This window comes from Gimesia chilikensis, assembly GCF_008329715.1.
GTDB lineage: Bacteria > Planctomycetota > Planctomycetia > Planctomycetales > Planctomycetaceae > Gimesia > Gimesia chilikensis.
The window spans coordinates 30,534-45,084 of record NZ_VTSR01000009.1 but is presented as its reverse complement, the minus strand read 5'-3'; the positions used below and the strand labels follow the sequence as shown (position 1 = coordinate 45,084).

The 14,551-nt window shown below is 54.2% G+C and carries 13 protein-coding genes; 11 read left to right on the top strand and 2 right to left on the bottom strand.

The features are described from left to right. Positions 1-133 precede the first annotated feature (133 nt). The 8 genes from FYZ48_RS13505 (at position 134) to FYZ48_RS13470 (ending at position 7,930) form a co-directional block, all read left to right on the top strand. Positions 134-1,351 (top strand): SGNH/GDSL hydrolase family protein, encoded by a 1,218-nt coding sequence (locus FYZ48_RS13505; protein ID WP_149341189.1) that lies wholly within the window; start codon positions 134-136, stop codon positions 1,349-1,351. Between the two features lie 341 nt (positions 1,352-1,692). After that, positions 1,693-2,922, top strand: a complete 1,230-nt coding sequence (locus FYZ48_RS13500) for a Glu/Leu/Phe/Val family dehydrogenase (RefSeq protein WP_149341187.1) — start codon at positions 1,693-1,695, stop codon at positions 2,920-2,922. Between the two features lie 91 nt (positions 2,923-3,013). Next, positions 3,014-3,538: a Crp/Fnr family transcriptional regulator gene (locus FYZ48_RS13495; protein ID WP_145037581.1), complete on the top strand. Its 525-nt coding sequence runs from the start codon at positions 3,014-3,016 to the stop codon at positions 3,536-3,538. A gap of 289 nt (positions 3,539-3,827) precedes the next feature. Continuing rightward, on the top strand, positions 3,828-5,102 hold the full coding sequence (locus FYZ48_RS13490) for a glutamate-5-semialdehyde dehydrogenase (RefSeq protein WP_149341185.1): 1,275 nt from the start codon (positions 3,828-3,830) through the stop codon (positions 5,100-5,102). 75 nt (positions 5,103-5,177) lie between these two features. Further along, positions 5,178-6,227: a flagellar motor switch protein FliM gene (fliM, locus tag FYZ48_RS13485; protein ID WP_145181326.1), complete on the top strand. Its 1,050-nt coding sequence runs from the start codon at positions 5,178-5,180 to the stop codon at positions 6,225-6,227. 410 nt (positions 6,228-6,637) lie between these two features. After that, positions 6,638-6,838 carry a 50S ribosomal protein L35 gene (gene rpmI / locus FYZ48_RS13480; RefSeq protein ID WP_145037587.1) on the top strand — a complete coding sequence of 67 codons (201 nt, stop codon included), beginning with the start codon at positions 6,638-6,640 and terminating at the stop codon, positions 6,836-6,838. Positions 6,839-6,921: 83 nt separating this feature from the next. Then, complete coding sequence (gene rplT / locus FYZ48_RS13475) at positions 6,922-7,278, top strand: 50S ribosomal protein L20 (RefSeq protein WP_145037588.1); 357 nt, start codon at positions 6,922-6,924, stop codon at positions 7,276-7,278. Between the two features lie 214 nt (positions 7,279-7,492). Then, complete coding sequence (locus FYZ48_RS13470; RefSeq protein WP_149341183.1) at positions 7,493-7,930, top strand: hypothetical protein; 438 nt, start codon at positions 7,493-7,495, stop codon at positions 7,928-7,930. A 10-nt stretch (positions 7,931-7,940) separates the two neighbouring features. Here the strand turns inward: FYZ48_RS13470 and FYZ48_RS13465 are convergent, their stop codons facing one another. Beyond that, positions 7,941-8,390 carry a hypothetical protein gene (locus tag FYZ48_RS13465; protein ID WP_145181328.1) on the bottom strand — a complete coding sequence of 150 codons (450 nt, stop codon included), beginning with the start codon at positions 8,388-8,390 and terminating at the stop codon, positions 7,941-7,943. 207 nt (positions 8,391-8,597) lie between these two features. After that, on the bottom strand, positions 8,598-9,863 hold the full coding sequence (locus FYZ48_RS13460) for an outer membrane protein assembly factor BamB family protein (RefSeq protein WP_149341181.1): 1,266 nt from the start codon (positions 9,861-9,863) through the stop codon (positions 8,598-8,600). Positions 9,864-10,101: 238 nt separating this feature from the next. On the opposite strand from FYZ48_RS13460, the gene FYZ48_RS13455 reads away from it, so the two are divergent. The 3 genes from FYZ48_RS13455 (at position 10,102) to FYZ48_RS13445 (ending at position 14,452) form a co-directional block, all read left to right on the top strand. Then, positions 10,102-12,135, top strand: coding sequence for a sigma 54-interacting transcriptional regulator (locus FYZ48_RS13455; RefSeq protein ID WP_149341179.1), 2,034 nt, complete (start codon positions 10,102-10,104; stop codon positions 12,133-12,135). Between the two features lie 515 nt (positions 12,136-12,650). Then, the gene (locus FYZ48_RS13450; RefSeq protein ID WP_145037599.1) at positions 12,651-12,980 is read left to right on the top strand and encodes a hypothetical protein; all 330 of its coding nucleotides are present in this window, start codon (positions 12,651-12,653) and stop codon (positions 12,978-12,980) included. Positions 12,981-13,504: 524 nt separating this feature from the next. Beyond that, positions 13,505-14,452, top strand: a complete 948-nt coding sequence (locus FYZ48_RS13445; RefSeq protein ID WP_149341176.1) for a DUF1559 domain-containing protein — start codon at positions 13,505-13,507, stop codon at positions 14,450-14,452. Positions 14,453-14,551 lie beyond the last annotated feature (99 nt).

Here is a 14,551-nt window from a genome sequence, read left to right as displayed (position 1 = left end):
TGGCTCTGACAGACTCATATTGCTGTATTTACCGATGAAACTTAGAATCCCGCCTTCTTGATTCGCCGAAATTCCGTAACGGGGCACGGACGCCTCGGACAGAATCTTAGCAGCGGTATTCTGATAATTGAAAATGATCCGTTCTCGCCTGCGCTGGCTCAAGCATTTAACGCTGGCACTGCTGACTCTCGTCCTCCTCGCGGTCGGGAGTGAGGTCGCGTTACGTATCGAGGAATACCGGCAGCAGGAGAGTGTCAGCAGTTATGACGCCGACGGTTTTCTGATTCCCTCTGATGTCAGCTATCACCGCATCCGTCCCCTGCAGCAGGTCACGCGGAAGCATCCGGATACCGAAGAGGTCGTCCAGTTTTCGATCAACAGCATGGGATTGCGGGGCAAAGAATATGCGATTCCCAAGCCGACGGGCGTGTACCGGATCCTCTGCCTGGGCGGGGAGACCGTCCTGGCCCCTGAAATGGCAGACGAGGATACGTTCTGTGTGAGGCTGGAGCAACTGCTGCAGAAACAGACTCAGCTCAAGGTGGAAGTGATCAACGCCGGGGTGCCCGATGCCTGTCCGCTGATGTCTTATCTGCACCTGAGGCATTCGCTGTCAGGGCTGCAGCCGGATCTGATCCTGTTTAATTTTGATATGTCCGATGTTGCCAATGATCACGCATTACGCCGCTTCACGCAGATCGGAGACACGGGCGTGCCGCTCTGTGCGATGCATCCGCTGTTTGAAGAGATGAATGCTCCCGAGAAGCTGGAAAGCCATTTCCTGGTCTACCGGTATCTGCTGAGATGGTTAGGAGATTACTGGGTTCAGAATCAGCCTGCGGGACTGGATCGTGATATCGATACTCCCCAGGGGACTTATCTCTGGCTGGAAGATCATCCGCCCGACTGGTCCGTGTATGTCCGTCAGACGCTGGAGCCGATACAGAATATTCAGCAGATCTCACAGGGAACCTATTCTCGGTTCATTCTCGCGACTTATCCCAAACCCTGGCAGGTTTCCGAGTCTGCGATGAGTGGAAAAAACGCGCGGGCCGCGGTGGGAGTCCGTGACGGGGTGAAGTACGGCAGCCGGTTTCCCTTTGAGCTGCTGGAGACGTATTCCAAGCAGTTGAATGTGCCCTATTGTGATACTTCGCCTGTCTTTCAGGCGATTCAGAACCCGGATCGTTATTTTCTAGAGAACGTTCCCCAGTTCTCGCGTGAGGGGCATGCGTTGTATGCCCGCGAGCTGGCACTTTATATTTTAAAGGAGATACCCGGCATCTGGTCTGATCCGGTTCCTTCGCCTTCTGAGCAGGCGCCCCAACAGGCGCTGGCTCCGCTGCGCTGAGAAAACCGGTGAGAAAGATGAATAAACGGACTATAACAACTATCGTGATTGTAGAGGCAGTTCCGCAGCGGTCTGATTCATCATCAGGCTATCTGGGAACAAAGAGACAGCGGCTGGTTTGAGGGGCTTCCCTCAACCCGGTGCAGAATGGCAAATTCTTTGATTTTCAAAGGGTTTAAGACAAAACTACGACCTACCTTTTACTTATGTGAAGTCCGCTTCTCAGGGCAGCAGGTAGCGAAAAATATTCATCGGTCGATGCAATGCGGAAATTTGATCTGCAGAGGTCTCTGAGCCGTTACTGCGGGACCGGTTTTGAAATTGATTGAGGAAAGATTTTCATGAGTTCATACGAGACCGCATGCCGTTACTTCGACCAGGCTTCCCGTCAGGTGGGGCTTTCGCGGAACATGCAGGAGCTGCTCAGGACGCCGGAGCGCGAGGTCAAGGTAGAAGTTGCGATCGAACGCGACAACGGGGAAATTGCCACTTACATCGGTTACCGTGTGCAGCACGACAGCTCCCGCGGACCCATGAAAGGGGGACTGCGTTTTCACCCCGAAGTGGATGGCGATGAAGTGCTGGCCCTGGCATCCCTGATGACGTGGAAGACCGCGCTGGTCAATATTCCTTACGGAGGAGCGAAAGGGGGCATCTCGGTCGATGTGTCCAAGCTGTCCCAGGGAGAACTGGAACGGGTGACCCGCAAATTTATCGATAAGATCTACGATGTGATCGGTCCCCTCAAGGATATTCCGGCCCCTGACATGGGAACCAACGCCCAGGTAATGGCCTGGATTATGAACCAGTATGAAAAGTATTGTGGCTTCAACCCGGCGTGTGTGACCGGAAAACCGCTGGAACTGCATGGTGCAGACGGTCGTGAAGAAGCGACGGGCCGCGGCGTGGCGATGATCACGCGGCAGACTCTCGATCACATGAAGATCGATCTGTCCGGTGTGACCGTGGCGATTCAGGGATTCGGGAACGTGGGGAGTTATACCGCCCACTTCCTGGATGAATTCGGGGCCAAGATTGTTGCGGTTTCCGATGCCAGCGGTGGGATTTACTGTGCAGATGGCATCAACATCCCCAAGCTGATTGAGTACTGTAAAGATACTAAGGCCGTGCGCGGGTTTCCTGAGACGGAAGCGATTTCGAACGATGAAGTTCTGGCTTCCAATGTGACCGTGCTGATTCCGGCAGCCCTCGGGGGCGTGCTGACGAAAGAGAATGCCAAAGAGGTCCGGGCGCGGTGCATTATTGAAGCCGCCAACAACCCGACCGATCCGGATGCGGACGAAATTTTCGCGAAAAATGAGGTCGTGGTGGTGCCCGATATTCTGGCCAATGCCGGCGGAGTAACCGTCAGTTACTTCGAATGGGTTCAGAACCGACAGCACTTCAGCTGGGAAAAAGCTCGCGTTCGTTCCGAGTTAGACCGTATTATGGATGACAGCTTTGAGCTTGTCTGGAAGATTGCCACTGATAAAAAAGTATCGCTTCGCATCGCCGCCTACATTCTGGGCATTGGTCGTGTGGGGCGGGCCACCGTGATGGGAGGCATCTGATCGCGGTTTTTAAAGGGATCACAGCCATGATCTGGTAGTGATCAAAAGCTAACTTAATTTTACACCAGGCGCTATAGAAGAGGTGATATAAATGGTTTCCACAGAGCAGCTGATCAATGACTGCGTGTTGTTTCAATCAGTCACGCCGGAGGAAATGGACGAATTGCTCGACCAGGCTGAGACAGAGGATTTTCCGGAAGGAGTCCGCATTCTGGATGAAGGTAATTCGACACGGTATCTCTGGATCATTCAGCGCGGTACCTGCGAGGTTCGCAAGCAGCTTTCCAACGGAGATGAGCAGACATTGACCGAGTTGGGACCCCTGTCCATTTTTGGTGAAATGTCCTTTTTTAAACCGGCTCCGCATTCGGCGAGCGTGGTGGCGACTTCCGATGTGTCCATTGTGCGGATTCCCTGGAAGAACTTCGATCAATTGCTGAAGGCGGGAGTCAGCGGGGCGCAGAAAGTCGTTTATAATACCGTGCGAATCATGTCTGACCGGTTGAGGACCATGGATAAATGGTCAGCAGAAATGGTTGAAAGCTGTGGTACCAAGAACAAGAATGCGGAATGGCACGAGTTTCGTTCTAAACTGTATTCCGACTGGCAATTCTGAGCAGAGGTCTCTCCGGGAACTCAAATTCTTCCGGAGAGCGTTTAAAATAGATAAAATTAGAAGGTTATCAGCGCGAAAAGTGATCCCGCGTTGACACATTTCCGCTGATTGCTGATACTTCGGAATGCGGAACCCGGTTCGTCTGGACTGCGGTGGGCGATACAGAAGCGCACCGGCCGGGGAAAGTCTGTGTCAATATTTTAGAGAATCCACATTCCACAGCTGTTGTCTGTTTCAGATTAACCCGGTGGCAGGGGCCGGTGAATCCCTGCTTAGATCGCTTGAAGTTATGAGTAGTACGACCGAATTAGACCTGGCGCAATACACAGAACAACTGGCTCAGCAGGCCCGCGCTGCATCGCGTAAACTGGTTTCCGCTAATGGGAATCAGAAGAATGCCTGGCTCCGCCGGATGACCGAACTGATTCGGGAACGGACTCCTGATTTACTGGCTGCGAACGAACGCGATATCGAGCAGGCTCCCGAATATGGTTTGTCGGAAGCGTCGATCGACCGTCTGCGATTGACCGCAGCGCGGCTGGAGGGCATCATCACGGCGCTGGAAGAGATCATGGCTTTGCCTAATCCGGTTGGTGAAGTGATCGACAGTAACATGCGTCCCAACGGTCTGCTGGTAACGCGGGTGCGAGTGCCTCTGGGCGTGGTGTTCTTCATTTATGAGTCGCGTCCGAATGTGACCATTGATGCGGCCGCATTATGCGTGAAGAGCGGCAACGCGGTGATCTTACGCGGCGGAAAAGAAGCCTTTCACAGCAATATGGCCTTTTATCAGCTGCTGCAGGAAGGCCTCCGCGACGTGGGGCTGCCTGAGCAGGCCGTCCAACTGGTGGAGACCACCGATCGCGAAGCGGTGGGGCATTTTCTGAAGTTGAACAAATACATTGATGTGACCATTCCCCGTGGTGGTAAGGGGCTGATCGAGCGTGTGGCCCGCGATGCCACGATGCCTGTGATCAAGCATTTCGACGGGATCTGCCACGTCTACCTCGATAAGACGGCAGATCCGGAACTGTCGAAGCGGATTACAGTCAACAGTAAGTGTCAACGGCCCGGTGTGTGTAATGCCGCCGAGTGTCTGCTGGTGCACGCTGACGTCGCAGAGACCTTATTACCCGAAGTTGCGAAAGCACTGCTGGATGCGGGTGTTGAGCTGCGGTGTTGTCCCCGGTCACTGGAACTGGTGGGAACCGGAGTGCCTGCGACCGAGGAAGATTATGGCACCGAGTACGGGGCGAAGATCCTGTCGGTTAAGGTCGTTGATGATATGGATGCTGCGATTGAGCACATTCATAAGTACGGTTCGGGGCATACCGAATCCATCATTACGACCGAACTGGCGGCAGCAGAGAAGTTCACGACCGAGGTCGATTCAGCGGCTGTGATCGTGAATGCCAGCACGCGTTTCAATGATGGTGGCGAGTTCGGCCTGGGAGCGGAAATCGGCATCAGTACAGACAAATTTCATGCACGGGGCCCCTGTGGGCTCAACGAATTGACGAGTTATAAATACGTGGCCCACGGAGCAGGGCAGATCAGAGAATAGAGGGGATACAAGTTTTTGCGACCCGGCCGGTGAGCCTCATATCCCGGCGGGCTGTGAATTACAGGGAGGCCAGGGATGGCAGACGTACTCAGTCAAAATGAAGTGGAATCGTTGTTATCGGCGCTGGATCCATCTGCCGGCTCTTCCGGTGGAGGGAGTCGACCGGCGGCCCGGAATACCGATTTCAATTCCCAGATCAGCATCTACGACTTCAAGCGCCCGGAACGCGTCAGTAAAGAGCAGATGCGGGCGTTTCGCGCTTTGCATGAGAGCTTCAGCCGGGAGTTCGGGGCGGCACTCAGCGGGATGCTGCGGTCGATTATTGAAGTCAAACTGATCAGTGTGGACCAGCTGACGTATTCTGAATTCGTCTTCAGTCTGGAAAACCCGACCTGCTTCAACCTGCTCGAGTCCGAGACGCTGGACGGGCATATTATTCTGGATATCAGCCCTTCAATTATCTTCCCGATCATCGACCGGCTGCTGGGTGGGGATGGCCACACGCACGGCGCCTATCCCAACCGGGCTCTTACCGAAATCGAAATCCGCCTGGTGTCGCGTATTACTGGCCTGGCGATTGAGGGGATCGAATCTGCCTGGAGCAACCTCTGCGACTGGAAGCTGCGGGTTTCCCAGGTGGAAAGTAATCCCCAACTGGTTCAGATCGTGCCGCCGAACGAAGTGATCGTGCTGATCTCTTTCGAAGTGACGATGGGGGAGACCCGGGGCATTATCAACCTCTGTATTCCCTTCAATACGATTGAGCCGCTGTCAAATAAGCTGACTTCAGATACCTGGTCGGCTTATAAGAAGAAAACGCCTGACATGCGTCAGCAGTTGAATCTGGAAGCGAGTGTCTCCAAGTCCAAGATTGAGATGAAGGTGGAACTGGATCACAGTCGGCTGACTGCGGGTGAGGTGATGAATCTGGCGGTCGGTGATGTGATCATGTGTAACAAGGGGAGTGCCCAGAGCCTGACGGTGGAAATCGAAGGGGCGCCGGTCTTCACGGCTTATCCGGGTGTTTATAAGGGGCATAAGGCGATCAGCATTGAAAAAATGCTGGCGGTACCCAAAGATATCATCGAGCAGCGAATCAAGCAGGCGGAAGCAGGCCAGGCCTGACGCGGACGAACACGCTGGATGTGTGATCGTATGTTTACATTTCCCTGGTTGAGCCACTGCTGAATGACCTGCAGCGGGAGTCATCGCCCGCGAGATTGATGGATTCCGAGCGTTCACGTCGACTGGAGAACGCGAGTTTTCGGGAAATCGGTTTTTTTCTCTGCAGGAATACGGAATTTACTCCCGTTTCGGTGGAAAACCAGAGGGGAGGCTGATTATACTGCCCGATCAATCTACAGCGCTACCGTTGTGGTTTCTGTTTTTATGAACAGTATTCTTTGCTGTTGACCGGGTGAAACCTGGTCCGGTTAAGAGATATATAGATAGTGTCATTCAGGACTTACGCTTTGAAACTCTGTTGTGTCAGAGGGCCGGCGAAGGCTGAAGTCATTTACGAAGATTGAAGAACAATGCCCAAGCAAAAGACTCACAAAGGATTGAAGAAGCGTTTTAAGATTACCGCTTCAGGAAAAGCCAAGCACCGCAAAGCATTTCGGGGACACATTCTGAGCAAGAAGAGCCCCAAGCGGAAAATCGGTCTGCGTAGCGATGGCGTCGTGACCGGAACGGAAGCGAAGCTGATCGTGGAAGCCCTGCGTCCCGGTTCTTAAACCGTTCCCGATTCCCCAGACGACGGCACGCGGGGAAACAATCCTGACAGAATCCAGATTACACATTCAGTTGGAAAGTAATAATGCGAGTTAGCAAAGGTTCAGCTCGACGTCGAGCCAAGAAAAGACTGTTTAAAGAAGCCCGTGGTAATTACGGTGGCCGCAGCAAGTTACTGCGTACCGTAAAAGAAACAATCATTCGGTCTCGTGCTTATGCCTACCGTGACCGTCGGGTTCGCAAACGTGAATTCCGCGCTCTGTGGATTACCCGTATTACCGCTGCCTGTCGTGCTCGGGGTACGAACTATTCGCAGTTCATTAACGGTCTGTCCAAAGCAGGCATCACGCTGAACCGGAAGTCTCTCAGCGAACTGGCGATTTCTCAGCCTCAGATCTTCGATGAGATCGTCAAAGCAGCACAGGCAGCTCTGGCAGCATAATCTGCCTTTTCTGCTGAAATAAGCCAAATTCCAGCCGGATCTGTTTTTAACAGGTCCGGCTGTTTGCGTTGGTACCTGTCCGTGGGGAGAGCGAAAATTGCCATACGCAAAACGGGACGGATCTGGTAAATTCAGTCATCGTTCCCGCCTGTGGGCTTAGACAGGCCTGGGTTTCTCGTTTTAATCCGCAGGGAGGCAGGAGAGTATGACTCACTTGAGGCGAGTATCGTACCGACTGCAGCAGCTCCGAAGATTGCTGCTGGCGTGGATGCTGGGCGTGTCGTGCGTCTGTCTCCTGAATGCCTGCACTGGCGTGCGTCGTGTGGTGCCTGCTCCGCTGGTGTTTGAAGAGCAGTCTCAGAAGATCCTGGCGATCACTCCTTTGGGTACGCCGAAAGCCGAGGCGATTCAAAAGCTGACGGACGCCGGCATCAGTGGAGAATTTGCTTCCAGCCCGTCCATCTATTACTGCGATCTGTGGGAGCAGGAGAACGGAAACCGCTGGCACATGAATGTCGCGCTGCTGTTCAATGAGCAGGGCGAACTCTATAAGACGCGGCCCGCTCAGGCGGATGTCACCTGGCAGAGTGCGGAAGAGGCGGCTGAGAGTGAGCAGGCAGCCGGACAGGCGACGGAGCAGGTGCTCCAGTGAGCCTGAGGCTTCAACTGTCGACCGGGTCGGCGGGTTTTTCCAGCAACTGAATATGGCCCTTGCAGAACTTGCAGGCGGCGACAGAGCCCAGGTATTTGCGGGCGATGCGCAACTCTTCTTTGCAGTGTGGGCATTTCGTGTAGAACGCGGAAGCGACATGGCTGCGGGATTCGTCTGGAAGCTGGATCGTGGACTGACAGAAGTTGCAGCTGACCTGTTTGCCCAGATACTTTTTGTGGACCCGGAGTTCTTTGCTGCAGTCGGGGCACTGGAAGTAGAAGCCGATCGGAAAGGCGTCTATGCGGACCGCGAGTTCCTTGAGTGGGTGAAAGGCCGGAATCTCGACAGTGTCGTGTTCGAGGTCTTCATTCAGCAGCTCACGACAGGTCTGGCAGTGAACGAGGTTCGCAGGCATGTCCTCCCCACAGCGTGGACAGGGGCCGCCGGGCCAAGCGGGCATGGTCAGTCCTTCTTTTTCAAAATTTCAATCAGAGTCACTGACAGATTTGAGATGGCCCGGTATCTCGTCTGGAGAGTCTGTCAAAAGGAAATGGAACGGGCTTCCAGAGAACGCGGAAGCCCGTCATACCGTTGTAGTTGAATTATAACAGAACCCGTGATTGATATGAATCAGTTTTTTCTAATTCTGTATCCTTCACTCCAGTGCTTACTTTTTGGCTTCGAGGCAGTAGAGGTGCTTGAAGGTTCGCAGGAACATGCGTCCGTTGGCGACGACCACGGTAGCGTGGCTCTGGTCTCCGAGCTTGATTTTTTCGTAAGCTTTGAATTTGGGAGAGGCGTCGACCATGGCGACTTCGCCATTTTCGTCGATGCAGTACAGGACGCCGTTAATGCAGACGGGAGAGCTGCTGTAGTCGCCTGCGATACGTTCGGTCCAGACGTTCTTCTGGGTGGCGAGATCAACACAGCTGACCACGCCGGCATCGCCCCAGAGGTAGAGGTGTCCTTCATAGACAACGGGGGTCGGCACATAAGGCAGTTTGGTGGAGCGTTCGTATTTGATGTGGGTTTCCTTGATGTTTCCGGACCCGGTGGGATCGACGCCGTAGAGCAGCTTACCGCGACCTCCGCCGCCACAGGTCGCGAAGATCAGTCCTTCGCCGTAGACGGGTGAGGAGACGGTTCTCATCGGAAATTCGCCGGTGGTCCAGTTGACTTTTCCGTTTTCCGGGTTGAGGCTGCTGATACCGGTGGCCCCACTGACGCAGATCAGCTGTGGTCCGGTGTTGGGGTGTTCGATGATAATTGGAGTCGCGTAAGAGGTTCTCCGGACGGCCCGGTCGGCTTTCCAGACGATTTCGCCGTTGAGTTTGTTGAAAGCGGTGACCGAGCTGGGCCCCTGCTGATCGTTAGTGGCGATGACCAGGTTTTTGTAGATCATGGGAGAGCTGCCGTGACCGTGCTGGCTGGTGAAGGAGCCCAGGTCGCGTTCCCAGATCTTGTTGCCTTTGAAGTCGTAACAGATGAGCATGTAAGATTCTTCGTCTGCGAATTCGACGTATACGTGCTCGCCGTCAGTGGCCGGCGTGCTGGAAGCCCAGCTGCCTTTACGGTGCTTGTGGCTCTTCTTCAGTTTGGTTTCCCGCTTCCACTTTTCTTCCCCGGTTTTGGGGTCGAGGCAGAACAGGTAGCGTGTTTCGCCTTCTCCCAGGGCGGCGGTGACGAACAAATTGTCTCCCCAGATGGAGGGAGAGGAGTGTCCGAGACCCGGGAGTTCCTTGTGCCAGGCGTAGTCCTTTTCGGTCCAGCTTTGGGGGAAGCCTTTCTCGCTGGAGAGGCCGGAACCGTCAATCCCCCGGAAACGAGGCCAGTTTTCGGCCTGAATCGAGGAAAACGCCAGCAGGCAGAAGCAGAGGGCTGCTGTGAACTTCAGGGCAGGAGAGAACGCACGGGAAGGCAGTAAATCTTTCATGGGAGATTCTCTATATGCGGAATTACAGGCAGGATGTTATTGAGATTTCACAGGATTAGCTTGACGAATTTTATGTTCTGGTGCAAGTTAATTGAATATAATATTTGTTGGGGCTATCGTAAGTAAACAGGGCGTACGGGTTTCGGCAATGTTTGCGAAACGCATGCCTGTCAGTTCTTTCATGAGGCATCAGGTGCACGGGCCGGAGGTCTGTGTGTTCTTTCCTGCGTAATTATCTATGCATAATTCTGAAAAACAAAATTCCAAGACCGCCTCAACGGTGGCCTACCTGATCGTGCAGGAAGTGGACGAACGGGGCAAGGTCTACCGTCTGGTGGACCGCCAGGTGACAACCATCGGGCGTGCTCCGACCAATCGAATCGTACTGGACGACGAAGTCTGCAGCCGCAGCCACTGTGAGATCTTCTACAGCGATGGTGGCTGGTACATTCGCGATCTGGGCAGCCGTAACGGCACATTGGTGCAGGGGCTCGCGATTTCGCAGGACCACCGACTGCAGGAAGGGGATGTGGTTGAGATCGGTGACAGCGAGGCGATCTTCACCTTCGATGTGTCGCGATTCTCTTCGCGTCCGACTTCGGACGGCTCGAGTGCGGTGATCGACAGCGAGACGATGGGAGTCGGGCAGCAGTCGAGCTGGGATGAGCTGAATATGCCCGAGATTGTTCAGCGCAAAAGCCACACCCGGTTTCACACGCCGCCCCCCGCGTCACAGATCGATCGGGATCGTGCCAGCCGGGAACTGGGGCGTCTGTATCGACTGGCCCTGGAGATGGGGAATGCCCAGTCCGAACAGGAGCTGTGTCAGATTGTGCTCAACGGTTTATTTGAAGGGACGAGTGCGGACATCGGTGCGATTCTGAACCTCGATCCGAGTAAAAGCCTGCCCCGCAAGCCGGAAAACCTGCGGGTGATCGCCTTTCAGTCCGTGGACGAACTGCCTTATCGGAAGCCGTCCGACTACCTTTCCAGGATGGTCTTCGACGAAGGGGACGCACTCCTGGCGCATAACATCGCTGACGACAGCAAACTCTCGACACGCGACAGCCTGGGGAAGATTCATGCCCAGAGTGTGATCTGTGCCCCTCTGCGCAACAAGAACGGGGTGGCGGGGCTGATTCACCTCTATTCTACCAACCCTGATAATCCGCTGGATTCAGAAGATCTGGAATTCACGCTGGCGCTCGCCGACCAACTGGCGGTTTCACTGCAGAACCTGAGTGAGAAGCTGCAGCTCTCAGACGGCCTGGCTCGGATGGAAGGGGAGAACAAGGCACTCCGCGAACAGCTGGAACTGGAGAGCGAGCTGGTGGGGCAGAGCCCGAGCATGGTGGCGTTGAAGGAACAGATTCTCCGCATTGCCCCGACGGATGCGAGCGTATTGATCCGGGGGGAGAGTGGGGTCGGGAAAGAACTGGTGGCCCGGGCGATCCACTTCAACAGTCAGCGGAAGAAGCAGCCGTTCGTCTGTATGAACTGTGCGGCGTTGAGTGAGGGGCTGCTGGAGAGCGAACTGTTCGGCCACGAGAAAGGGGCCTTCACCGGTGCGACGAGTCAGAAGCCCGGGAAATTCGAACAGGCGCACCGTGGGTCGCTGTTTCTGGATGAAGTCGGGGAGATGTCCCTGGCGGTCCAGGCGAAGTTTCTCCGCGTGCTGGAAGGACACTCCTTCGAGCGGGTCGGGGGGAGCGCCTCAATTGACGTGGATGTCCGCGTTGTGGCGGCGACGAACCGCGATATGGAGAAGGCGGTTGCCAAGGGGACGTTTCGGCAGGACCTCTATTTCCGGCTGCATGTGGTGGAGGTGAGCGTGGATCCGTTGCGGGTGCGTGCAGATGACATCCTGCTGCTGGCGAATTACTTCCTGAACCGGTTCGTGACAAAAACGGGGCGACCGATACGCGGGTTCACCGATCAGGCCAAGGATCTGCTGGAGTCGTATCACTGGCCGGGTAATGTCCGCGAACTGCAGAATACGATCGAGCGGGCTTTCATCCTGTGTACGAGTGATGTGGTGGATGCTGAGGACATTCAGCTTTCCGCGGTGGGGATGGAGAGTGATCCTCAAAGTGTGCTGCCGGCTGTGCACAGGGGCTTCCGGGAGGTCTCGCTGGAAGAGGTGGAGCAGGAACATATCCTGGCGGTGCTAAATAACACCAACTGGAACAAGTCCCGATCCGCTCAGATCCTCGGTATCGAGCGCTCGACGCTGGATCGGAAGTTGAAACGCTATGGGATCAGCCGGCCCTGAGCGGGCCTCTGAGGGGCTCTCAGGTGGGGGCTGGTGAGGCAGGTCCAGGTTTTGATTGATCGAAAAAATCAACATCGATCGGCTGCTGATCGGCAGTAATTGCCAGCACTGGGAGACTTGGGTCTATGGGCGATTCGATTTCAGAGTAGTTTGCAAAAATGTCAAAAATCTTGTTGACATTTTAGCATAAAAACTCAAGAATTGTCCTGTAAACAGGGGATATCAATTGGGTGTCCTCTCTTGCGGCGCCTAGCTGCAACCTTGAACTTTCGGGATGTTTTTTCAACACCAGAACTAGAAGAGTTTCCCGCCTGATAAAAACTTCCCACACCCTTGGAGGGTGTTGCTTTCAATCTCCCAAATAACGCAATGGAAGCGTACGCTACGAGCGATTGAATTACTCGGTTTGGTAGAGATGACTGAATTTTATTGTTCCACGTAGAAGGTTTGTCTGCTCATATGGTATGGGCTGAAAACCTGGGCTTATTAATTGTTGTTGGAGAAAGAAGAAGAGAATGTCGGCATTTTTGATGGGTTCAAATGACGTTGATAGTCTTTCATACGAACTTGAAGATGATCAGTCACTGGTCAGCTACGAAGATGGTGAATACCAGGACGAGTACTCGGAAGATGGCTATGAGCCTAACTTTGATGCTCTGTTTGGTGAAGAAGAGTATCGTCAGATGGGCATCAACCCGGACGAAGCTACTCAGGCCAAACCTGGTTCAGAACAGAAAGTTCTGATGCTTGCCGCTCGTTACGCTGCTGGCCTGCCTCTCTGGAATCACAGTGATTGCTATGATCACGGTCCCGGAGAAAACCTGCTGCAGGGTCTGCTTGCTTAAAACGATCGATCAGTTCAATCAACAGATCGTGATATTTACATAGAAAAGGGCCTTCAGAACTTTCTGAAGGCCCTTTCTCTGCGCCTGGAAGTCGCTCCTGAACCTCTGTGGCGGTCGTTTCGTCCCGAAACATCCGGTATAGATTGCCGGGTTTTTGCAGACAGGCTGAGTTCCTGCTTGGAATTGGGTCTTTGGTCTGCTATCATCGACTAGTGAACACTGCTTTTGAGATGGAAGTCTCGTGTTCGCATTCCGTGCTCTCCCTTCGCTACGAAACCCGTGGTGAACCTGCCTGAGAGTCTCCTGCTGAAACGATACCTGCCTGAGAAGACTTACCTGAAAACATCCAACCTGATTTTTCACACCGTAAGCTGAACCCGGTTTACGTAACCCACATTTAAATTTGTGCTGTTCACTCATCCACAGAGGCTGCAGACCACGGTCTGCTCGGGGTCGCTTTCCCGATTCTGCCCGGGTGATTGATGTTTGTATTTATTGATTTGAACCTGATTCTGGAGTAACCCATGAGCGCTCGCAAACGAGGATTCACTCTGATCGAACTACTGGTGGTGATTGCCATCATCGCCATTTTGATCGCTTTACTGCTGCCCGCCGTCCAACAGGCGCGGGAAGCCGCCCGTCGCAGTACCTGTAAGAACAATCTGAAGCAGATTGGTGTGGCACTGCATAACTACCTGGAAACACATTCCACGTTTCCCCCCGGGATTACCCGGGCACAGGGACATCCCTATGGACCGGTTGAAGGCTGGAACACCGGTAAAGTGCTCTGGTCGGCGTTTATTCTGCCTTTCATGGATCAGGGACCTTTGTATAACAAAATCAACTTTCAGGTTGCCGACCCGGGACGGAATGCGGTGAACGCCGAAGCGCGGAACGCGATTCTGCCCGTTTATCGCTGTCCCAGTGATCCGGGCGGAAAGAATCTGACCAACTCCAGTGCCGGCCCGAGCAACTACACGGGCTGTGTCGGGAACAGCCCCCTGGGAGCAGTTTCCGGCGGAGGCAGCTCTTACCAGAACAACGGGACCTCCGTGTTCTTCACCGACAGTAAGACGCTCATCCGGGATATCACCGACGGAACTTCAAACACAATGATGGTTTCGGAACTGCTGGTCGGGTCGGAATACCGGAACTACGGTAACGTCAGTGGTGGTGCTCTGCTGGATGACTGCAGTACAACGGCCAGTACCAACCGATATCGAGGGGAATCCTGGTTCAAAGGGGATGCCTCCATTCGCTGGGCTTATCTGACGGTCTTCCCGCCGAATCATGATCTGGCCTGCCGAACCTTCCAGGAATATGCAAATGCACCCGCAGCCAGTAAGCATGTGGGCGGCGTACACATCCTGCTCTGCGATGGCTCTGTCCGTTTTGTCTCCGACAACATCCACCTGGGGACCTGGCAGAACCTGGGGAACAAGTCGGATGATAATGTGCTGGGCGAATTTTAATTCCAGCCGTCTCCGATCCTTCTGATCGAATTGAGTTCAACTTCTGCAACCGGCTTTGTGATTTCAAAGCCGGTTGCTTCATCTGATTACAGTTACAGG